The sequence below is a fragment of the Pseudomonas sp. R84 genome (genome assembly GCF_009834515.1).
Lineage (GTDB): Bacteria > Pseudomonadota > Gammaproteobacteria > Pseudomonadales > Pseudomonadaceae > Aquipseudomonas.
The window spans coordinates 1,113,747-1,133,156 of the sequence record NZ_CP019426.1 but is presented as its reverse complement, the minus strand read 5'-3'; the positions used below and the strand labels follow the sequence as shown (position 1 = coordinate 1,133,156).

Annotated in this window: 22 protein-coding genes; 14 read left to right on the top strand and 8 right to left on the bottom strand. The window is 59.3% G+C overall.

Features of this window, described 5'->3' with window-relative positions; translation table 11 throughout:
- The first annotated feature begins 44 nt into the window (after positions 1-44).
- Positions 45-932, top strand: coding sequence for a LysR family transcriptional regulator (locus PspR84_RS05050; protein ID WP_160055923.1), 888 nt, complete (start codon positions 45-47; stop codon positions 930-932).
- Here PspR84_RS05050 and PspR84_RS05045 read toward each other — a convergent pair.
- On the bottom strand, positions 922-1,377 hold the full coding sequence (locus tag PspR84_RS05045; protein WP_160055921.1) for a flavodoxin: 456 nt from the start codon (positions 1,375-1,377) through the stop codon (positions 922-924). The two genes, PspR84_RS05050 and PspR84_RS05045, sit on opposite strands and share 11 nt — an antisense overlap.
- A gap of 154 nt (positions 1,378-1,531) precedes the next feature.
- On the opposite strand from PspR84_RS05045, the gene PspR84_RS05040 reads away from it, so the two are divergent.
- Both PspR84_RS05040 and PspR84_RS05035 read left to right on the top strand, forming a co-directional pair.
- On the top strand, positions 1,532-1,990 hold the full coding sequence (locus tag PspR84_RS05040) for a PAS domain-containing protein (protein ID WP_160055919.1): 459 nt from the start codon (positions 1,532-1,534) through the stop codon (positions 1,988-1,990).
- Positions 1,991-2,062: 72 nt separating this feature from the next.
- Entirely contained in the window at positions 2,063-2,668 is a 606-nt protein-coding gene (locus PspR84_RS05035) for a hypothetical protein (RefSeq protein ID WP_016987019.1), read from the top strand.
- 3 nt (positions 2,669-2,671) lie between these two features.
- Here PspR84_RS05035 and PspR84_RS05030 read toward each other — a convergent pair whose 3' ends face one another.
- Complete coding sequence (locus PspR84_RS05030) at positions 2,672-3,631, bottom strand: MerR family transcriptional regulator (RefSeq protein WP_160055917.1); 960 nt, start codon at positions 3,629-3,631, stop codon at positions 2,672-2,674.
- 213 nt (positions 3,632-3,844) lie between these two features.
- Here PspR84_RS05030 and PspR84_RS05025 point away from each other — a divergent pair, with 213 nt between their 5' ends.
- The 6 genes from PspR84_RS05025 to PspR84_RS05000 all read left to right on the top strand — a co-directional run bounded on the left by PspR84_RS05025 (position 3,845) and on the right by PspR84_RS05000 (position 6,936).
- Positions 3,845-4,411, top strand: coding sequence for an antibiotic biosynthesis monooxygenase (locus PspR84_RS05025; RefSeq protein WP_160055915.1), 567 nt, complete (start codon positions 3,845-3,847; stop codon positions 4,409-4,411).
- Between the two features lie 133 nt (positions 4,412-4,544).
- On the top strand, positions 4,545-5,255 hold the full coding sequence (gene folM / locus PspR84_RS05020) for a dihydromonapterin reductase (RefSeq protein WP_160055913.1): 711 nt from the start codon (positions 4,545-4,547) through the stop codon (positions 5,253-5,255).
- A gap of 21 nt (positions 5,256-5,276) precedes the next feature.
- A complete protein-coding gene (folE, locus tag PspR84_RS05015) occupies positions 5,277-5,837 on the top strand; it encodes a GTP cyclohydrolase I FolE (protein ID WP_160055911.1) in 561 nt (186 codons plus the stop codon).
- Positions 5,838-6,209, top strand: a complete 372-nt coding sequence (gene folX, locus PspR84_RS05010; RefSeq protein WP_007914273.1) for a dihydroneopterin triphosphate 2'-epimerase — start codon at positions 5,838-5,840, stop codon at positions 6,207-6,209. It begins immediately after the preceding gene.
- Positions 6,210-6,308: 99 nt separating this feature from the next.
- Positions 6,309-6,605: a DUF1244 domain-containing protein gene (locus PspR84_RS05005; RefSeq protein WP_160055909.1), complete on the top strand. Its 297-nt coding sequence runs from the start codon at positions 6,309-6,311 to the stop codon at positions 6,603-6,605.
- Entirely contained in the window at positions 6,598-6,936 is a 339-nt protein-coding gene (locus PspR84_RS05000) for a HopJ type III effector protein (RefSeq protein ID WP_160055907.1), read from the top strand. Before PspR84_RS05005 ends, PspR84_RS05000 begins: the two co-directional genes overlap by 8 nt.
- A gap of 183 nt (positions 6,937-7,119) precedes the next feature.
- On the opposite strand, the gene trxB is transcribed toward PspR84_RS05000, so the two are convergent.
- Positions 7,120-8,082, bottom strand: a complete 963-nt coding sequence (trxB, locus tag PspR84_RS04995; protein WP_160055905.1) for a thioredoxin-disulfide reductase — start codon at positions 8,080-8,082, stop codon at positions 7,120-7,122.
- Between the two features lie 311 nt (positions 8,083-8,393).
- On the opposite strand from trxB, the gene cysZ reads away from it, so the two are divergent.
- Both cysZ and PspR84_RS04985 read left to right on the top strand, forming a co-directional pair.
- A complete protein-coding gene (gene cysZ / locus PspR84_RS04990) occupies positions 8,394-9,146 on the top strand; it encodes a sulfate transporter CysZ (RefSeq protein ID WP_160055903.1) in 753 nt (250 codons plus the stop codon).
- A 53-nt stretch (positions 9,147-9,199) separates the two neighbouring features.
- Positions 9,200-10,399, top strand: coding sequence for a glycosyltransferase family 1 protein (locus tag PspR84_RS04985; RefSeq protein WP_160055901.1), 1,200 nt, complete (start codon positions 9,200-9,202; stop codon positions 10,397-10,399).
- Between the two features lie 109 nt (positions 10,400-10,508).
- On the opposite strand, the gene PspR84_RS04980 is transcribed toward PspR84_RS04985, so the two are convergent.
- From PspR84_RS04980 to PspR84_RS04970, 3 genes are all read right to left on the bottom strand, one after another.
- Positions 10,509-11,612: an NADH:flavin oxidoreductase gene (locus tag PspR84_RS04980; protein WP_160055899.1), complete on the bottom strand. Its 1,104-nt coding sequence runs from the start codon at positions 11,610-11,612 to the stop codon at positions 10,509-10,511.
- 195 nt (positions 11,613-11,807) lie between these two features.
- Positions 11,808-12,290, bottom strand: coding sequence for a glutathione peroxidase (locus PspR84_RS04975; RefSeq protein WP_160055897.1), 483 nt, complete (start codon positions 12,288-12,290; stop codon positions 11,808-11,810).
- A 123-nt stretch (positions 12,291-12,413) separates the two neighbouring features.
- Complete coding sequence (locus PspR84_RS04970) at positions 12,414-12,899, bottom strand: peptidylprolyl isomerase (RefSeq protein ID WP_160055895.1); 486 nt, start codon at positions 12,897-12,899, stop codon at positions 12,414-12,416.
- Here PspR84_RS04970 and PspR84_RS04965 point away from each other — a divergent pair.
- From PspR84_RS04965 to PspR84_RS04955, 3 genes are read left to right on the top strand one after another with little or no spacing between them, the layout of a single operon-like run.
- Positions 12,868-13,194, top strand: coding sequence for a DUF3565 domain-containing protein (locus tag PspR84_RS04965; protein WP_077571443.1), 327 nt, complete (start codon positions 12,868-12,870; stop codon positions 13,192-13,194). The two genes, PspR84_RS04970 and PspR84_RS04965, sit on opposite strands and share 32 nt — an antisense overlap.
- Positions 13,195-13,254: 60 nt before the next feature.
- Complete coding sequence (gene pta, locus PspR84_RS04960) at positions 13,255-15,354, top strand: phosphate acetyltransferase (RefSeq protein ID WP_160055893.1); 2,100 nt, start codon at positions 13,255-13,257, stop codon at positions 15,352-15,354.
- A complete protein-coding gene (locus PspR84_RS04955; RefSeq protein WP_160055891.1) occupies positions 15,355-16,260 on the top strand; it encodes an acyltransferase in 906 nt (301 codons plus the stop codon). It abuts the gene before it with no gap.
- A gap of 171 nt (positions 16,261-16,431) precedes the next feature.
- Here the strand turns inward: PspR84_RS04955 and cysN are convergent, their stop codons facing one another.
- Positions 16,432-18,330: a sulfate adenylyltransferase subunit CysN gene (cysN, locus tag PspR84_RS04950; RefSeq protein ID WP_160055889.1), complete on the bottom strand. Its 1,899-nt coding sequence runs from the start codon at positions 18,328-18,330 to the stop codon at positions 16,432-16,434.
- Between the two features lie 9 nt (positions 18,331-18,339).
- Complete coding sequence (gene cysD, locus PspR84_RS04945) at positions 18,340-19,257, bottom strand: sulfate adenylyltransferase subunit CysD (protein WP_007912374.1); 918 nt, start codon at positions 19,255-19,257, stop codon at positions 18,340-18,342.
- Positions 19,258-19,410: the final 153 nt, after the last annotated feature.

Here is a 19,410-nt window from a genome sequence, read left to right as displayed (position 1 = left end):
AGCGAATTGTTAGACTCAAACTCATTCCATAATGGAATCAGGCCATGGAATTCAAACAGCTGCGCAGTTTTGTCGAAGTCATGCATCAGGGCGGTTTCACCCAAGCAGCGAAAACCCTGCACATCAGCCAGTCAGCCGTCAGCAAACAGATCGCGCAACTGGAGCAGAGTCTCGGCACCCCCTTGCTCGAACGGCTCGGCTCGCAATTGCGTCTGACCGCCGCGGGCAGCGTGGTACTGCAACGGGCCGAGGGCATGCTGCGTTTGCGCAACGAACTGCTCGCGGAGCTGGACGACCTCAGTCATATGGCACGTGGAGAGCTGCGCCTCGGCCTGCCATTACTCGGCAGCGACGCGCTATTCGCCAAACTGTTTGCTGAATACCGGCGGCGCTATCCGAATATCAGCATCCAGTTGCTCGAGGGCGGTAGCCGCAATATCGAGCAGGCTGTGCTGAGCGGGGAACTGGAATTGGGCGGCAGTCTGTTGCCCAAGAATCCACAGTTCGACTGTCAGCCATTTTGCGATGAGCAACTTGACGCCCTGCTGCCAGTGGATCATCCGCTGGCCGATCGCGGCGAGATTGGTCTGGAGGAATTGGCCGAGACGCCGTTTCTGCTCTATCAGCGCAGTTTCGTGCTCAACGACCGCTTGCTGCAGGCATGCCAGCAATTGGGTTTCACGCCGAAGGAAGGCGGACGCAGCGGTCAGGCGGATTTTCTCGCGGCGTTGGTGGCCGCCGGGCAAGGCGTGGTGCTGTTGCCCAGCGTGGTCGCACGCGGGCTGGTGCGGCCAGGCGTGGTACGCCTGGCCTTGCGCGCGCCGGATTATCTGCGCTGGGATATCGCTTTCATCTGGCGTCGCGGCGCCTATCTGTCAAAAGCCGCACAGGCATGGCTAAGCTTGCTGCGCGAGCGGGCGATCAGCCCTTGAGCGTGTCGACCAACTGCGCCAGCCACGGTTCGGCGTCGGTTTCCGGAGTGACACTTTCACTGGCGTCGATGCGCAGCATGTCCTGCACTTCGCGCACGCCCAGTTCGCTGAACAGTTCACGCATTTGCTCGCCACCGCCGCAGAAGGTGTCGCCGTAACTGGCGTCGCCCAAGGCAATCACTGCGCCCGGCAAGCCACGCCACGCCGCCGGCAACTGGTCGCGAATCGCCGAATACAGCGGCATCAGGTTGTCGGGCAATTCACCCATGCCGGTGGTCGACGTCACTGCGAGAAACGCCTCAGGGCCGAACGCTTGAATGTCTGCCAGGCTGGCGCGCGAATTGTAAAAGGTTTCAAAGCCAGCGGCTTTCAACAGGTTCTCGGCGTGACGGGCGACTTCTTCGGCGGTGCCGTAGACCGAACCGGAGAGGATGGCGACTTTCATCAATCTGATCCTGAAACTGGAAAAAAAGAGCGGCGATAGTAACAGCCTCAAACGCAATGCTGCGACTGGATCTCAATTGACGGTAATGGCCAGTAGACAGCGCCTGCGGTTCTTCTAGAATGCGAGCCACTGACAACTCTGAAAGAATTCAAAGATGATCAACGCCAGCCTGCTGCAAATGGTGATCAATGCGTCGAACGACGGGATCGTGGTCGCAGAGAAGGAAGGTGAGCAGGACAATATCCTGATTTATGTGAACCCGGCTTTTGAACGACTGACCGGCTACACCAGCGAAGAGATCCTCTACCAGGATTGCCGCTTTCTGCAGGCCGGAGACCGTGACCAGGAGAGCCTGGAGCTGATTCGCAATGTATTGCGCAACAACGGATCGTGCCGGGAAATCCTGCGCAACTACCGCAAGGATGGCACGCCGTTCTGGAATGAACTGTCGCTTTCAACGGTAAAAAACGCCGATGACGGGCTGACTTATTTTGTGGGTGTGCAGAAGGACGTGACTGTTCAGGTCAAGGCCCAGCAGCGCGTGGCGCTGTTGGAAGCAAAGGTCGCGGCCCTTGAAGCGGAACTGGCGTTGTTGAAAGCGACAAACGGTTAAAACAAAACAGCGAACTAATTGTCATTAACTACAATCACCAATGACTTTGTATCTATATCTTTCGAGTTAGCCATGCAGCGCGACGCCCTCCTCACTCAGGATGAGCTGGATTTCATCCAGACCATGCAGCACAACCCGCAACTGAACGTGCGGGATGCGACGTCGAGTCTGCTGGTTAACGGCGGTTCGCAGATCCGTGATTTGCTCACACGCCTGGCCGCTCACGAGCAAGTGACCATTCAGGCCAACTTCGAAAATCAGCAAATGACATTCCCGTTGCATCTGGTGGAGGACGAGTTTCACGCGCTGCATCTGCGCCTTGGCGTACCAAGCATTTATGAAGACGGCCCGATGGTGCGGCCATGGCGGTTGACGCTCGAAGAGCCAGTAGCCCTGGAAAACGCCAAAGGTCAGCCGGGCACGTTGTGGGTCCACGAGGTTTCGCACAAAGGTGTGCTACTGGAAGTGCGCAACAAGACCAAACCGCCCAAGCATTTTGCTCTGTGGTTCAGCCCATCGGGTTACGAGCGGATTTCATTGCGCGGCAATTTCGAACGGGAAACCGAAAGTGGTTTCTACGCCTACGAACTGAGCCAGACCGACACCGACGAAACCGAACGCCTGCGCCAGTTCATCCTGCAGCAACATCGCCTGACGCATCCTGCCCTTCACACCTGAGTTTCAGGTATCCAGATTGCCGGCGAGAAACTGCAACATGCGCTGACGCATGTTCGCCCCTTCATTGCCCAGACAGGCAACAGAGGAGCCAGCCAGGCTGTCCTGCGCCAGATCTGAAGCATCGCCCGCCAGCATCAACTGACAATCGAGGCTTAACGCCAGCCGGTTCAGACGCCGAGGTAATTCGGCGCTGGGCGCGTGATTGGAAAACAGCACGAGCGCATCAGGTTTGATCTTTTCGCACACCAGCGTCAGCTCATCGAACGGCTGACCTGTCGTCAGCACCCGAACACCGGCATTGCTGTCGCTGAGAAACAACGCCGCCACCAGCAATTCCAGCTCCCGACACTGCCCGGCCAGCGCACTGACGACCACCCGGCGCGGTTGCGTGCCGCGCAGCATGACAATCCGCTGCAATACGCGCGCGCGCAGGAATCCATCGAAGAACAGCCACTCGCTGGTTTGCCCGAAAGCCTCTTGGCGCTGCAACAATTGCAGCCACAACGGCATGAGGATGTCCTGAAACACCACCGGCAACGCGTAAGAAGAAAATATCTGCCCATAGACGCGATCCAGTTGCTGGTCGTCGAACGCACTGACCGCCTGCTGGATCTGCTCCTGCCATTGCAGGTAATCGGCCTGCACCAGATCATCCGGGATGATGTGCGCGAGCACTTTCATCGGTTCGGTCTTGGCGAGGATCTTGCCGACCTTGCTCACGGCAACACCGCGATCAATCCAGTCGACGATGCTGCGCACGCGCTCGATATCGGTCATCGAATAGAGTCGATGTCCACTTTCAGTGCGTGTCGGCTGAATCAAACCATAGCGTCGCTCCCAGGCGCGCAAGGTCACCGGGTTGACGCCTGTCAGACGTGCGACCTCACGGATCGGGAACAGATCAGCGCGTTCGAGCGCAACAGAGGCCTGCGTAGCGGGGTTTGCGTCCGTGATGACAGGCATATGGCGTTCAACTTCCATGTCGGTTCAATTGGATCCCATTCTAACGCTTATGCCCCGATGGGGTTCAAGTGATGAAATGCGACGAAAGTCGCTGGTTTAATCGTGAAAAACCGGAATAATCCTTGCTTGTTGAAAAACGCAGGCCTCTACCCCGGCCCTGCGTCAGGCGAAATTCCTACCCGGAGTGACGCACTCGAAATACGGAGATACAAAATGTCTACTTCCCCCGTCACGCTGATGGTTGCCCGTCGCGTCGCCGACGGCCGTTATCAGGATTTGATCGCCTGGCTGCGCGAAGGCGAACAACTGGCCACTGACTTCCCCGGTTACCTCGGCTCTGGCGTGCTCGCTCCGCCGCCCGGTGATAACGAGTTTCAAATCATTTTCCGTTTCGTCGATGAACAGACGCTGCATGCGTGGGAATACTCGGCATCGCGCACCGCGTGGCTGAGCCGTGGCAGCGATCTCTTCGCCCATCCGAAAGAGCATCGGGTCAGCGGTATCGAAGGCTGGTTCGGCGCGGCCGGTCAGCGTCCACCGCGCTGGAAGCAGGCTGTCGCGATCTGGCTGGCGTTCTTTCCGGTGTCGCTGCTGTTCAACTTTGTCCTCGGCCCGTTGCTCGCTGACATGAGTTTGTTGCCGCGTGTGTTGATCAGCACGGCGTGCCTGACACCGTTGATGGTTTACTTCTTTATTCCGCTGTCGACGCGCCTGCTGGCGAACTGGCTGAACAGCACGCCGGTGCGCCTGCCTGTTTCGGCGACACCTCAAAAACATTAAAGATCGCAGCCTCGTTGCACTCGACAGCTCCTACAGGACTGAATACAGACCGGGGTAGGAGCTGCCGCAGGCTGCGATCTTTTCAGGCTCGTCGCTGTTATAGTTTTTGCTCCCACCGCGATGCGAGCCGTTCATGCCAAATTCCGCAGCCCCGATCCTCATCACCGGTGCCGGCCAGCGTGTCGGTCTGCATTGCGCGCAGCGGTTACTCGAAGAAGGCTATCGCGTCATCTTCACCTACCGCAGCGAACGCCCCGGCGTGCAGACACTGCGCGATCTGGGCGCCATCGGCCTGTTCGCCGATTTCTCCAGCGAAGCCGGGATTCTCGCCTTCATCGAAACACTGAAAAACCACAGCGAAAGCCTGCGCGCCATCGTGCACAACGCCTCCGAATGGCTGGCCGAAACCCCGGACAGCGAGGCCGAAGCCTTCACGCGCATGTTCAATCTGCACATGCTCGCGCCGTACCTGATCAACCTGCACTGCGGTGAGTTGCTAAAGCGCTCGACACCCGCCGACATCATCCACATCAGCGACGATGTCACCCGCAAAGGCAGCAGCAAGCACATCGGCTATTGCGCGACCAAGGCCGGACTCGACAGCCTGACCCTGTCCTTCGCAGCACGCTATGCGCCGGCAATCAAGGTCAACGGCATCGCCCCGGCCCTGCTATTGTTCAATGCCGACGACGACGCAGCCTACCGCGCCAAGGCCCTGGCCAAATCCGCGCTGGGCATCGAACCGGGCAGCGAAGTGATCTATCAGAGCCTGCGCTACCTGCTCGAAAATCCTTATGTCACCGGGACAACCCTGACCGTCAACGGCGGAAGGCACGTCAAATAACGCCTGCCTGCGAGGAAGTCCATGACCCGCTCACTGCCCGAAAATTACCGCGAAATCCTTATCGGTCTCGGTGAAAATCCCGACCGTGAAGGATTGCTCGATACGCCAGTGCGTGCAGCCAAGGCCATGCAATACCTGTGTCACGGCTATGAGCAAAGCGTCGACGAGATCGTCAATGGCGCGCTGTTTGCCTCGGACAGCGACGAGATGATCATCGTCGCCGACATCGAACTGTACTCATTGTGCGAACATCACCTGTTGCCCTTCATCGGCAAGGCCCATGTGGCTTATATTCCGACAGGCAAGGTACTGGGCCTGTCGAAAATCGCGCGACTGGTGGACATGTTCGCGCGGCGCCTGCAGATTCAGGAAAACCTCACCCGGCAAATTGCCGATGCGGTGCAACAGGTCACCGATGCTGCCGGCGTCGCCGTCGTCATCGAGGCCAGACACATGTGCATGATGATGCGCGGTGTCGAAAAACAGAATTCGACCATGAACACCTCGGTCATGCTCGGCGCGTTCCGCGAGTCGAGTAACACCCGCCAGGAGTTCCTGCAATTGATTGGACGGAGCAAGTAAATGCCACAACTTCAGCCGGGAATGGCGCGCATCCGGGTCAAGGATCTGCGCTTGCGCACCTTTATCGGGATCAACGAGGACGAAATCCTCAACAAGCAGGATGTGCTGATCAACCTGACCATTCTGTACGCCGCGCAGGAAGCGGTGCGTGACAACGACATTGATCACGCACTGAACTACCGCACGATCACCAAAGCGATCATCGCCCACGTCGAAGGCAACCGCTTTGCCCTGCTAGAACGCCTGACGCAGGAATTGCTCGATCTGGTGATGAGCAACGGTTCGGTACTGTACGCCGAAGTCGAAGTCGACAAGCCACATGCGCTGAGGTTTGCCGAGTCGGTGTCGATCACGCTCGCGGCTAGCCGCTGAGCTTCAAGCTTCGAGCTGCAAGCGGTAAGCTAACGGCCGACCCCGATCCAATCTTGCAGCTTGAAGCTTGCCGCTCAAAGCTGTCTCGCAGAGACCCCCATGACTGATCAACAACGCCTCGAACTCGAAGCCGCCGCTTTCCGCCGGCTGGTCGCCCACCTGGACAGCCGCAAGGACGTACAGAACATCGACCTGATGAACCTCGCCGGGTTCTGCCGCAACTGCCTGTCGAAGTGGTACAAGGCCGAAGCCGACGAGCGCCAGATCGAGGTCAGCCTCGATGACGCCCGCGAGGTGATTTACGGCATGCCGTACGCCGAGTGGAAAGCCCAATTTCAGCAAGAAGCCAACGCCGAGCAACAAGCCGCGTTCGCCAAAGGAAAAACCCATGAGTGACCTGAACACCCTGCGCGCCAGCCTCAACAGCGGCGACCACGCTTTCGCCGACACCCTGGCCTTCATCGCCGCCGGTTACGACTACCAGCCGCAGGCTTTCAGCAACGGTGGCGTGGAAAACGCCGCCGGGCAGAACGAAGGTTCGTGCAAGACCTTGGGTCTGGCGCTGCTGGAAGGTCTGAGCGATGAAGAAGCGCTGTTGGCGTTTGGTGAGCATTACCGCTCGGTGGTCGCAACGCCAGAGGGCAGCGATCACGGCAACATCCGTGCGTTGATCCAGCACGGTCTGGCCGGCGTCAAATTCACCGCCCAACCCCTGACCCGCCGCTGATCCCAGCTGCAACGCCCCCCCTGTAGGAGTGAGCCTGCTCGCGATAGCGGTGTATCAGTCGACTCATATGTTGACCAGTACACCGCTATCGCGAGCAGGCTCACTCCTACAATGAATTGCGTTGGAGCAGGAATAACGGGCACAAAAAAACCGGCCGAAGCCGGTTTTTTTATGCCTGCGATCTTAGAACGAAGCGTTCTGCAGACCGTCCAGGTAACGTTCGGTGTCCAGTGCCGCCATGCAGCCGGCGCCGGCCGAGGTGATGGCCTGACGGTAAACGTGGTCAGCCACGTCACCGGCGGCGAAGATACCTTCAACGCTGGTCGCAGTGGCATTGCCTTCACGGCCGCCGTGCACCACCAGGTAACCGTCTTTCAGGGTCAGTTGGCCTTCGAACAGCGAAGTGTTCGGGGTGTGGCCGATAGCGATGAACACGCCGTCGACGGTGATTTCGTCGAAGCTGCCGTCGTTGTTCTTCAGACGCGCGCCGGTCACGCCCATGTTGTCGCCCAGGACTTCGTCGAGGTTGGCGTTCAACTTAAGGATGATCTTGCCTTCGGCCACACGAGCGTTGAGCTTGTCGATCAGGATCTTCTCGGCGCGGAAGGTTTCGCGACGGTGGATCAGGGTCACGGTGCTGGCGATGTTGGCCAGGTACAGTGCTTCTTCAACCGCGGTGTTGCCGCCGCCGACCACTGCAACAGGCTTGTTGCGGTAAAAGAAACCGTCACAGGTCGCGCAGGCCGAAACGCCTTTGCCCATGAACGTTTCTTCCGACGGCAGGCCCAGATAACGCGCGCTGGCGCCGGTGGCGATGATCAGGGCGTCGCAGGTGTAAGTCGCGCTGTCGCCGGTCAGGGTGTAAGGCTTGGCAGCGAAATCCACAGCGTTGATGTGATCGAACACGATCTCGGTTTCAAAGCGCTCGGCGTGCTCGCGCATGCGCTCCATCAGTGCAGGGCCGGTCAGACCATGGACATCGCCCGGCCAGTTGTCGACTTCGGTGGTGGTGGTCAGTTGACCGCCAGCCTGCATGCCGGTGATCAGCAGTGGCTTGAGGTTGGCACGGGCCGCGTATACCGCTGCGCTGTAACCGGCAGGGCCGGAACCGAGAATAATCACTCGCGAATGACGGACTTCAGACATGACCTGCTCCTGTTGACCGGGCCGAAAAACAGGCCCGGATCGCCGGACTGCCGGCGGGAATAAAAAAGGACTGTGGATAACCTTGGGGAAGGCTTGAGCTCGACAGTCCTGTAAAAAGTTGGGTGCAGCGTATCGAGGGGGGCAAGATTAAGGAAATACGGTTTAACAATCCAGCTCATAGGTGGTCTCTATGCCGACACACTGACGAGATGGACGTCTTTGTTACAGTGAATGTCGATCGCTCTGCCGCGCTTTCGCCGCCGTGGCAAAGCCGGTAAGGTCGGCGCGATTTCCCTTGCTCGGAGCACCTTATGCCCGCCCCCGTTCTGTCCGGCCCGCAATACCTGCGCGAAGGCCTGAAACTGGTCCTCAGCCCCGGCCTGCGCCTGTTCGTATTGCTGCCGCTGGCGATCAACCTGGTGCTGTTCGTCGGATTGATCTATCTGGCCGGCCACCAGTTCAGCCTGTGGGTCGATACGCTGATGCCGTCGCTGCCCGAATGGCTGAGTTTCCTCAGCTACATCCTCTGGCCCTTATTCGTCGTGCTGGTGGCGTTGATGGTGTTCTTCACCTTCACCATGCTCGCCAACGTGATCGCCGCGCCGTTCAACGGTTTTCTCGCGGAAAAAGTCGAAGTGGTGGTGCGTGGCACTGATGACTTCCCGGCGTTCAGCTGGGGCGAACTGATCGCCATGGTCCCGCGCACCCTCGCCCGGGAAATGCGCAAACTGGGCTACTTCCTGCCGCGCGCCATCGGCCTGTTCATCCTCTCGTTCATCCCTGTGGTGAACATCATTGCCGCACCGCTGTGGTTGTTGTTCGGCGTGTGGATGATGGCGATCCAGTACATCGACTACCCGGCGGACAACCACAAACTGGGCTGGAACGAAATGCTCGCCTGGCTGCGCGAGAAGCGCTGGCAGAGCATGAGTTTTGGCGCAATCGTCTATCTGGTGCTGCTGATTCCGGTGGTCAACATCCTGATGATGCCGGCGGCGGTGGCCGGGGCGACGTTGTTCTGGGTGCGTGAGCGTGGGGCCGAGAACCTGGTAACGCAGCGCTAAGCGCTGACCAACCGCGCGTCACAAATCCATCATCCGAACGTCACAAGCACGACATGGCCTCAGCCGACACTGAGGCCATGACGACAGCTCTACATATCACCCTGATCAGCGAAACCTTCCCACCGGAAATCAACGGCGTGGCCAATACGCTTGGCCGCTTGTGCGATGGACTGCGCGCGCGTGGGCATCAGGTTGAACTGGTACGCCCGCGTCAGGCCGGCGATCCGCAGCGCAGCGAAGATGACGCGTTGCTGTTGTGTCGGGGCTGGCCGCTGCCGGGGTACCCGGGGCTGCAATGGGGTCAGTCGTCGATGCACAAACTGCTGCGGCGCTGGAAGCATCAGCGTCCCGATGTGCTGTATATCGCCACGGAAGGACCGCTCGGGTTATCAGCCCTGCGTGCGGCGCGGCGTCTGGGCATTTCGGTGGTCAGCGGGTTTCACACCAACTTTCAGCAATACACCAGTCAGTACGGCCTCGGTCTGCTGACGCGGATGCTCACGCATTATCTGCGCTGGTTTCACAATCGCTCGGCGCTGACGTTGGTGCCCAGTGTCAGCCAGCGCCTGGAACTGGAGCGGCGGCATTTCGAACGATTGGCGCTGTTGTCCCGCGGTGTCGACAGCCAGTTGTTTCATCCGAGCAAACGGCTGAATGCCTTGCGTGAGCAGTGGGGCGTGTCCGAGCAGGACATTGCGGTTATTCACGTAGGACGACTCGCGCCGGAGAAGAACCTTGGCCTGCTCAAACGCTGCTTCGAAAATCTGCGTGACACTTATCCACAGCGTAATCTGAAACTGATCGTGGTCGGCGACGGGCCGCAACGGCTGGCGCTGGAAAAGGATTTGCCCGGGGCGGTTTTCTGCGGTGCGCAGCGCGGTGAAGCGTTGGCGGCGCACTATGCGTCCGGGGATCTGTTTCTGTTTCCGAGCCTGACGGAAACCTTCGGCAACGTGGTGCTGGAAGCGCTTGCCTCGGGGCTGGGTGTGGTGGCTTACGATCAAGCTGCAGCGGCGCAGCATATTCGCCACGGCTACAACGGCGTGCTGGCGATGCCGGGTGATGAGCAGGCGTTCTGCGAGGCGGCGGCGTGGTTGCTGGAGGAGGATGAGACGTTGCGTTGCGTGCGTTTGAATGCACGGCAGCATGCGAGTCGCCAGGGCTGGCCGGCGGTTATCGAGCAGTTTGAAAAGCATTTGCGCGGGGCTTGTGTGGGTGAGCAAGTGGTGCCGAATGCGCAGACATTGCCTTGAATCCAGACGACTTGGAGACCGCTATCGCGAGCAGGCTCACTCCTACAGGTGGAATGCATTCCAATTGTAGGAGTGAGCCTGCTCGCGATGGCGTCAGTACAACCGCTGATTAAACCAGCGTCATCAACGCCTCACGGCTGAACGGCAAGATATCCTGCTCACGCCCTTCGCGGACTTTCTGTGCCCAGTCCGGATCGACCAGCAGTGCACGGCCCACCGCCACCAGATCGAATTCCTCCTTGTTCAGGCGCTCCAGCAGGTTCTCCAGACTGGCCGGTTGCGCGACCTTGTCGGTGTTGACCATGAACTGCAGGAACTCGCCATCGAGACCCACGCTGCCGACGGTGATGGTCGGCTTGCCGGTGAGTTTGCGCGTCCAGCCCGCGAGGTTCAGCTCGGAGCCGTCAAACTCAGGCTCCCAGAAACGCCGCGTCGAGCAATGGAAAATATCCACGCCAGCGTCGGACAACGGCTTGAGGAATTCGCCCAGCGCTTCTGGGGTTTGCACCAGACGAGCGGTGTAATCCTGCTGTTTCCACTGCGAGAAACGGAAGATGATCGGGAAGCCTTCACCGACCGCTGCACGTACTGCTTGAATCAGTTCGATGGCAAAGCGCGAACGGTTGGCCAGGCTGCCGCCGTATTCATCGGTGCGCTGGTTGCTGCCTTCCCAGAAGAACTGGTCGATCAGGTAACCGTGCGCGCCGTGGATTTCCACGCCGTCCATGCCGATGCTTTGTGCATCCTTGGCGGCTTGGGCGAATGCGGCGATTACATCCTTGATGTCCTGTTGGGTCATGCCGTGCACCACGACCTGACCGTCCTTGAGTTTTTCCGACGGGCCGTAAGCCGGCACGCTGGCGTCCGGCTCGGTGCCGATGCGGCGCACGCTGCCGACATGCCAGAGTTGCGGAACGATCTTGCCGCCTTCAGCGTGAACAGCGTCGACGACTTTCTTCCAGCCGGCCAACGGTGCTTCACCAAAGAATTGCGGCACGTTCGGGTAACCGTTGGAGGCAACGTGACCGACGGTGGTGCCTTCGGTGATGATCAGGCCAACCCCGGCTGCTGCGCGACGGCGGTAGTACTCGATGACTTTCGAATTCGGCACGCCACCCGGGGAAAACGAACGGGTCATTGGCGCCATGACCACACGGGTCGGCAGTTCGAGGGCACCGAGGTGGAACGGTTTGAACAAGGCTTGAACGGGCATCGAAGGGCTCCACAGAGAAGGCTTTATGACGGCGATAATATGGAGGCGCGAACCCTTTGAACAGCACTATTGATTTGGGTGATTAAGGATTAAAAGACGCAAAGCAAAAGATCGCAGCCTTCGGCAGCTCCTACATGGGGTTTTGAGGTCACCTGTAGGAGCTGCCGAAGGCTGCGATCTTTTGATCTTGCTGTTTCAGCTCAGCGCTTTTTCAATCGCATGAACAATGCTCGGATCATCCGGCGCCGTGCGCGGCGAGAACCGCGCCAGCACCCGACCATCCTTGCCGAGCAGGAATTTCTCGAAATTCCAGGTGATGTCACCGGGAAACTCCGCGCCCTCGCCCGCCAGCAAGCGGTAGAGCTGATGCCGTTCGTGGCCGTTGACTTCGAGCTTGCTCGACAACGGAAACGTCACACCATAGTTAAGGCTGCAGAACTCCTGAATTTCCTTTTCAGAGCCAGGTTCCTGGCCGGCAAACTGGTTGCACGGCAGGCCCAGCACACTGAAGCCTTTGCCTTTGAATTGCTGATGGAGGATTTCCAGCGCCGCGTACTGTGTGGTCAAGCCGCACTTGGAGGCGACGTTGACCACCAGCACGACTTGGCCCTTGAACGGCGCCAGCGGTAGCTCCTGACCATCCAGGGCTGTCAACTTAAGGTCGTGAAAAGCACTCATGACGAACTCCAGGATTCCGATGTTCTACTCGAAACAGCCACTTGGCGAGGCCACCAAGGACAGCCGCGGACTAAAAAGGCGCCCGCAGGCGCCTCTCCAGTACTCGAAGCTTAGCGCAGAAAATCAGTGGTGATGGCCACCTTCGCCATGGACGTGACCATGAGCGATTTCTTCCTGGCTGGCTTCACGGATATCAACGATCTTCACTTTGAAGTTCAGGCGCTGACCGGCCAGTGGGTGGTTGCCGTCGACTGTCACGTCGTCGCCGTCGAGGTCACGGATGGTGACGATTTGCATTTGGCCGTCCGGCGCCGAAGCGTGGAACTGCATGCCGACTTCCAGCTCGTCAACGCCTTCGAACATGCTGCGGCTCAGGGTGCTGACCAGCTCAGCGGCGTATTCGCCGTAAGCGTCTTCCGGCTCAACGGAAACTTCCAGCTCGTCACCAACAGCTTTGCCTTCCAGAGCTTTTTCCAGGCCCGGGATGATGTTGCCTGCGCCTTGCAGGTAGACCAGCGGAGCGCCGCCGGCGGAGCTGTCGATGACCTCACCAGCGTCGTTGGTCAGGGTATAGTCGATGGAGACAGCCTTATTGGCGGCGATCAGCATGGGGCGAGACCTTTTGCAGAAGAATATAGAAAGGCCAAGTTTAGCGAAGCAAACGCGCGAAAGCGAACACAACCCGGACAAACGGGTTTCGACGATCGCAGGCTTCCATCAAGACGAGGAAGGCCATTGGGTGGCCGAGCTTTCCTGTGGTCACACCCAGCACCTGCGCCACCAGCCGCCATGGCAATCGCGCGCCTGGGTGCTGGACCCAGCGCAACGTATTGAAAAAATAGGCCAACCCTTTGCCTGCGGTTGGTGCGCACAAGGCTCGGTTAGCGCTAACCTTGGCGACTGAATTTCGGCAGATTGTCAGAGATAGATGATCGCCATTGCCATGCAACTTTAGAGAATTCGCATGCAAACTTTTTTTATCGCCCCCACCGATTTTGGCGTGGGTCTGACCTCCATCAGCCTCGGGCTGGTACGCACGCTTGAGCGCGCCGGGCTGAAAGTCGGCTTCTTCAAGCCGATCGCGCAGCCGCATCCGGGCGACACCGGCCCTGAGCGTTCCACCGAACTGGTGTCGCGCACTCACGGCTTGAAACCGCCACAACCGTTGGGTCTGGCCCACGTCGAGCGGATGCTCGGCGACGGTCAGCTCGATGAGCTGCTCGAAGAAATCATCGCCCTCTATCAGCAAGCCGCCATCGGCAAAGACGTGCTGGTTGTCGAAGGCATGGTGCCGACTCGCAGCGCCAGCTACGCCGCGCGGGTCAACCTGCACCTGGCCAAGAGCCTCGATGCCGAGGTGATTCTGGTCTCGGCGCCGGAAAACGAAGTGCTCGCCGAGCTGTCTGGCCGCGTCGAGTTGCAGGCGCAATTGTTCGGCGGGCCGAAAGACCCGAAAGTCCTCGGCGTGATCCTCAACAAGGTCAAGACCGACGAGAGCATGGACGCCTTCGCCACGCGTCTGAAAGAGCATTCGCCGTTGCTGCGCAGCGGTGATTTCCGCTTGCTCGGTTGCATCCCGTTCCAACCCGAACTCAACGCACCACGCACCCGCGACGTCGCCGACCTGATGGGCGCGCAAGTGCTCAATGCCGGTGACTACGAAACCCGGCGCATGACCAAAATCATCATTTGCGCACGGACCATGCGCAACACCGTCGAGCTGCTCAAACCCGGCGTGCTGGTGGTGACGCCGGGTGATCGCGACGACATCATCCTCGCCGTCAGCCTCGCCGCGATCAACGGCGTGCCGCTGGCCGGTCTGTTGCTGACCAGCGACACGCTGCCCGATCCGCGCATCATGGATCTGTGCCGGGGCGCCTTACAGGCCGGTTTGCCAGTGTTGTCGGTGAGCACAGGCTCTTACGACACCGCCAACCTGCTGAACGGTCTGAACAAGGAAATCCCCATCGATGACCGCGAGCGAGCGGAGATCATCACCGATTTCGTCGCCAGCCATCTCGATGCCAAGTGGCTGCACCAGCGCTGCGGCACGCCACGGGAGATGCGCCTGTCGCCGGCGGTGTTCCGCTATCAATTGATTCAGCGCGCCCAAGCCGCCAACAAGCGCATCGTCCTGCCCGAAGGCAGCGAACCGTTCACTGTGCAAGCGGCGGCGATCTGTCAGGAACGCGGGATCGCCCGTTGCGTATTGCTGGCCAAACCGGAAGACGTCGAAGCGGTCGCTCGCGCCCAAGGCATCGTGTTGCCGCCGGGCCTGGAGATTCTTGATCCGGATCTGATCCGCGAGCGCTACGTGGAGCCGATGGTCGCCCTGCGCAAGACCAAAAGCCTCAATGCACCGATGGCCGAGCAGCAACTGGAAGACACCGTGGTGATCGGCACCATGATGCTTGCGCTGGATGAAGTCGACGGGTTGGTCTCGGGTGTGATCAACACCACCGCCAACACTATCCGTCCAGCCCTGCAACTGATCAAGACCGCGCCGGGCTGTACGCTGGTGTCGTCGGTGTTCTTCATGCTGTTCCCGGAAGAAGTGCTGGTCTATGGCGACTGCGTGATGAACCCGCATCCGAGTGCCACCGAACTTGCCGAAATCGCGCTGCAAAGCGCCGACTCGGCCGCCGCGTTCGGTATCACTCCGCGCGTAGCGATGATCAGTTATTCCAGCGGCGAATCTGCCACCGGTGAAGAAGTCGAAAAAGTCCGCGAGGCCACCCTCCTCGCCCACGAACAACAGCATTCGCTGCTGATCGACGGCCCGTTGCAATACGACGCCGCTGCCAACGCAGACGTCGCCCGGCAACTGGCGCCAAACAGTCAGGTCGCCGGTCGTGCCACCGTGTTTGTGTTCCCGGATCTGAACACCGGCAACACCACGCACAAAGCCGTGCAGCGCAGCGCCGATTGCGTCAGCCTCGGGCCGATGCTGCAAGGCCTGCGCAAACCGGTCAATGACTTGCCGCGCGGCGCGCAAGTCGATGACATCGTCTACACCATCGCCCTCACCGCGATTCAAGCCGCCAACCGACCTATGGATGTGTAAATGCTGGATTTTCTACCTGCACCCGTGCGCGGCGTGATCGCCTCGCTGCTGTTGGCCCTCAACACCATCCTGCTGTGCTCGTTCCTGTTCTGCGTGGCGCTGATCAAAGCGCTGCCGTTCGACCTCGCCCGGCGTGCCTCACTGTGGCTGATGAGCCACACCCATGAAGCGTGGATCAGCAACAACAAGGGCTGGATGAACCTGGTTCGGCGCACGCGCTGGCACATCAGCGGTCTGCAAGGGCTCGACTACAAGCACTCGTACCTGATCACCAGCAACCACCAGAGCTGGGTTGATATTCTGGTGCTGCAATACGTGCTTAACCGCCGGATTCAGCCGCTGAAATTCTTCCTCAAGCAGGAGCTGATCTGGGTCCCGATAATCGGTCTGGCCTGGTGGGCGCTGGGCTTTCCGTTCATGAAGCGTTACTCCAAGGCGTACCTCGCCAAGCACCCGGAGAAGAAAGGCAAAGACCTCGAAACCACGCGCAAAACCTGCGCGAAGTTTCGTAATAACCCGGTGGGGATTTTCAACTTCGTCGAGGGCACGCGGTTTACCGAAGGCAAACATGCGCAGCAGCAATCGCCGTTCAAATATCTGCTCAAGCCCAAGGCTGGCGGGATTGCGTTTGTTCTGGATGCGATGGGCGAGCAACTGGAGTCGATCGTCAACGTGACGATCCACTACCCGGCCGGGCGTCCGGGGTTCTGGGATTTGCTCTGCGGTAATGTGCGCGATGTGGTGGTGCATTTTGAAGAGCTGAAGATTCCGCAGCAATTCATTGGCAAGAACTACGATCAGGACGGCGAGTATCGTTTGCAGTTTCAGGGCTGGATCAACCAGCTGTGGCTGGACAAGGATGCGCTGCTCGAACAGATGCACCGCGAGTATCCAGCCAAACACTAACCCCCTGTAGGAGTGAGCCTGCTCGCGATAGCGGTGGATCAGCCACCAACAATGTTGAATGACACACCGCTATCGCGAGCAGGCTCACTCCTACAATTGACCGAGTTGGCCCCAATAAAAAAGCCCGCCGATGATCACTCATCGGCGGGCTTTTTATTTGGCAGCTAATGCTTAAATCGCGCCACGCTGACGCAGCAGATCCAGCACTTGCTTGACGCTTTCTTCCAGACTCAGCGTCTGCGTGTCGATCACCAGATCGGCATTCAGCGGCACATCGTACGGGAAGGATTCGCCCGGGATGTTGTCGCCAGCGGCGGCATACAGACCTTGCGGATCACGCTCGGCGCACACGGCCGGCGAGGCCTGAACGTAGACCGTCAGCAGACGATCCTTGCCGATCAGATCCTTCGCCTGCTCACGCCCTTCAGCGCTTGGCGCGACGAACGAGGCCAGGGTCAGCAGACCTGCTTCGTTGAACTGACGCGCGACGTGCGCGGCACGACGCCAATTCTCGGTGCGACCGGCGCGATCCTGTGGCAGGCCTTTGTTCAGGTCCTGACGCAAGTTCTGGCCATCCAGCACAAACACCGCACGCCCCATGTCGAACAGCTTGCGCTCGACCGCATAAGCCAGTGTACTTTTGCCCGCGCCCGACAGGCCGCTGAACAGCACGGTCGCCGGTTGCTGGCCGAAGCGCTGAGCACGCTCTTCAGTCGCCACGTGCGCCAGTTTGCCGTGGTGCGTGGCAGTGCCATGCGTCACTGGCTGCGCGACGATCATGCCGGCGCCAACGGTGCCGTTGGTCAAGCGGTCGATGATGATGAACGCGCCGGTGGTGCGATTGCTTTCGTAACCGTCGAGGGCGATTGGCGCATCAAGTGCAATCTTCACCTTGCCGATTTCGTTGAGCTGCAACGCGCTCGCCGGGCCTTCTTCCAACGTGTTCACGTCGACCTTGTTAACGATGCTGGCAATCGAGCCCGGCACGTAACTGGTGGCGCGTTTGATGTCGTATTTCTTGCCCGGCAGCATCGGCTCTTCAGCCATCCACACCAGCATCGCTTCGAAGCTGTCGGTGACCGGCGGCACGTTGTCGGCATGCACCAGCAGGTCACCACGGGAGATGTCGATTTCGTCTTCCATGGTCAGCGTTACGGCCTGACCTGGACCGGCGTGTTCCAGCTCACCTTCGAAAGTGACGATGGATTTCACCCGGCTGCTTTTGCCCGACGGCAGCACCACGACTTCGTCACCCTTGTGCACGATGCCGCTGGCCAGCGTGCCGGCGAAACCACGGAAGTTCAGGTTCGGACGGTTGACGTACTGCACCGGGAAACGCAGATCGGTGAAGTTGCGATCGCCCGCGACCTCCACGGTCTCGAGGATTTCCATCAACGACTGGCCTTTGTACCAAGGCGAGCGCTCGGACTTGTTCACCACGTTGTCGCCTTTTAGGGCAGACATCGGCACGAAGTGCATGCTGGTCGGCTTCATCTTCAAGCCTTCGGCGAACTTCAGGTAGTCAGCCTTGATCGACTCGAACACACCTTCATCGAAGCCCTTCAAGTCCATCTTGTTGATGGCGACGACGATGTGTTTGATCCCCAACAGGGAGGCGATGAAGCTGTGGCGACGGGTCTGGGTCTGCACGCCGTAACGCGCGTCGACCAGAATGATCGCCAGGTCACAGGTGGAGGCACCGGTGGCCATGTTGCGGGTGTACTGCTCATGGCCGGGCGTGTCAGCGATGATGAATTTGCGCTTGGCGGTGGAGAAATAGCGGTAGGCGACATCGATGGTGATGCCCTGCTCCCGTTCGGCCTGCAAGCCGTCGACCAGCAACGCCAGGTCGATGTCATCACCGGTGGTGCCGACTTTCTTCGAGTCGCGGGTGATCGCTTCGAGGTGATCTTCATAGATCATCTTCGAGTCGTGCAGCAGGCGCCCGATCAGGGTGCTCTTGCCGTCATCGACGTTACCGCAGGTCAAAAAGCGCAGCAGTTCCTTACGTTCGTGCTGGCCCAGGTAGGCGAGGATGTCCTCGCTGATCAAATCAGAAACATGCGACATGACAGCCCCTTAGAAATAGCCTTGACGTTTTTTATCTTCCATCGAGCCTGCGCCATCGTGGTCGATGACTCGGCCCTGGCGCTCGGAAGTTCGCGTCAGGAGCATTTCCTGGATGATGTCCGTCAGGCTTTCGGCCTCGGACTCCACGGCCCCCGTCAACGGGTAGCAGCCAAGGGTGCGGAAACGCACTTTCTTTTTGACGATGCGCGCTTTGTCTTCGTCGGACAGGTGCTCAAGGATGCGCTCGTCGTCGATCATGATCAGCGTGCCGTTCTTCTCGATCACTTCGCGTTCGGCGGCGAAGTACAACGGCACAATCGGGATGCCTTCGAGGTAGATGTACTGCCAGATGTCCAGTTCGGTCCAGTTTGACAAAGGGAATACGCGAATGGATTCGCCCTTGTTGACCTTGCCGTTGTAGACGTTCCACAGTTCTGGACGCTGGTTTTTCGGGTCCCAGCGGTGCTTGCTGTCGCGGAACGAGTACACGCGCTCTTTGGCACGGGATTTCTCTTCATCGCGACGGGCGCCGCCGAACGCTGCGTCGAAACCATGCTTGTCGAGTGCCTGCTTCAGGCCTTCGGTTTTCATGATGTCGGTGTGCTTGGCGCTGCCGTGGGTGAACGGGTTGATGTTCTGCGCCACGCCATCGGGGTTGATGTGGGTGATCAGGTCCAGGCCCAGTTCTTCGACCATCTTGTCGCGGAACTTGTACATTTCCTGGAATTTCCAGCGGGTGTCGACGTGCATCACCGGAAACGGCAGTTTGCCCGGGAAGAACGCCTTGCGTGCCAGGTGCAGCATCACGGCGGAGTCTTTACCGATGGAGTACAGCATCACCGGGTTATCGAACTCGGCGGCCACCTCGCGGATGATGTGGATGCTTTCCGCCTCCAGCTGTTTCAGATGCGTCAGTTTGTCGACCATGGCTACTCACGAAAACTTTCTTATGAACGGCCAGCGGGCCGTGTTCGAGCGGGGAATCCTAGCACAGCGACCTATTCTAATCAGGACGCCAACTAGATCGAAAGGGCATATGAATATGCCCACTCGTTTGGGCGATGACGGTCCTGTAGGAGC

Coding starts and splice junctions, on each gene's coding strand:
- PspR84_RS05050 (WP_160055923.1), top strand. CDS start 45: ATGGAATTCAAACAGCTGCGCAGTTTTGTCGAAGTCATGCATCAGGGC.
- PspR84_RS05045 (WP_160055921.1), bottom strand. CDS start 1,377: ATGAAAGTCGCCATCCTCTCCGGTTCGGTCTACGGCACCGCCGAAGAA.
- PspR84_RS05040 (WP_160055919.1), top strand. CDS start 1,532: ATGATCAACGCCAGCCTGCTGCAAATGGTGATCAATGCGTCGAACGAC.
- PspR84_RS05035 (WP_016987019.1), top strand. CDS start 2,063: ATGCAGCGCGACGCCCTCCTCACTCAGGATGAGCTGGATTTCATCCAG.
- PspR84_RS05030 (WP_160055917.1), bottom strand. CDS start 3,631: ATGCCTGTCATCACGGACGCAAACCCCGCTACGCAGGCCTCTGTTGCG.
- PspR84_RS05025 (WP_160055915.1), top strand. CDS start 3,845: ATGTCTACTTCCCCCGTCACGCTGATGGTTGCCCGTCGCGTCGCCGAC.
- folM (WP_160055913.1), top strand. CDS start 4,545: ATGCCAAATTCCGCAGCCCCGATCCTCATCACCGGTGCCGGCCAGCGT.
- folE (WP_160055911.1), top strand. CDS start 5,277: ATGACCCGCTCACTGCCCGAAAATTACCGCGAAATCCTTATCGGTCTC.
- folX (WP_007914273.1), top strand. CDS start 5,838: ATGCCACAACTTCAGCCGGGAATGGCGCGCATCCGGGTCAAGGATCTG.
- PspR84_RS05005 (WP_160055909.1), top strand. CDS start 6,309: ATGACTGATCAACAACGCCTCGAACTCGAAGCCGCCGCTTTCCGCCGG.
- PspR84_RS05000 (WP_160055907.1), top strand. CDS start 6,598: ATGAGTGACCTGAACACCCTGCGCGCCAGCCTCAACAGCGGCGACCAC.
- trxB (WP_160055905.1), bottom strand. CDS start 8,082: ATGTCTGAAGTCCGTCATTCGCGAGTGATTATTCTCGGTTCCGGCCCT.
- cysZ (WP_160055903.1), top strand. CDS start 8,394: ATGCCCGCCCCCGTTCTGTCCGGCCCGCAATACCTGCGCGAAGGCCTG.
- PspR84_RS04985 (WP_160055901.1), top strand. CDS start 9,200: ATGGCCTCAGCCGACACTGAGGCCATGACGACAGCTCTACATATCACC.
- PspR84_RS04980 (WP_160055899.1), bottom strand. CDS start 11,612: ATGCCCGTTCAAGCCTTGTTCAAACCGTTCCACCTCGGTGCCCTCGAA.
- PspR84_RS04975 (WP_160055897.1), bottom strand. CDS start 12,290: ATGAGTGCTTTTCACGACCTTAAGTTGACAGCCCTGGATGGTCAGGAG.
- PspR84_RS04965 (WP_077571443.1), top strand. CDS start 12,868: ATGGAGACAGCCTTATTGGCGGCGATCAGCATGGGGCGAGACCTTTTG.
- PspR84_RS04970 (WP_160055895.1), bottom strand. CDS start 12,899: ATGCTGATCGCCGCCAATAAGGCTGTCTCCATCGACTATACCCTGACC.
- pta (WP_160055893.1), top strand. CDS start 13,255: ATGCAAACTTTTTTTATCGCCCCCACCGATTTTGGCGTGGGTCTGACC.
- PspR84_RS04955 (WP_160055891.1), top strand. CDS start 15,355: ATGCTGGATTTTCTACCTGCACCCGTGCGCGGCGTGATCGCCTCGCTG.
- cysN (WP_160055889.1), bottom strand. CDS start 18,330: ATGTCGCATGTTTCTGATTTGATCAGCGAGGACATCCTCGCCTACCTG.
- cysD (WP_007912374.1), bottom strand. CDS start 19,257: ATGGTCGACAAACTGACGCATCTGAAACAGCTGGAGGCGGAAAGCATC.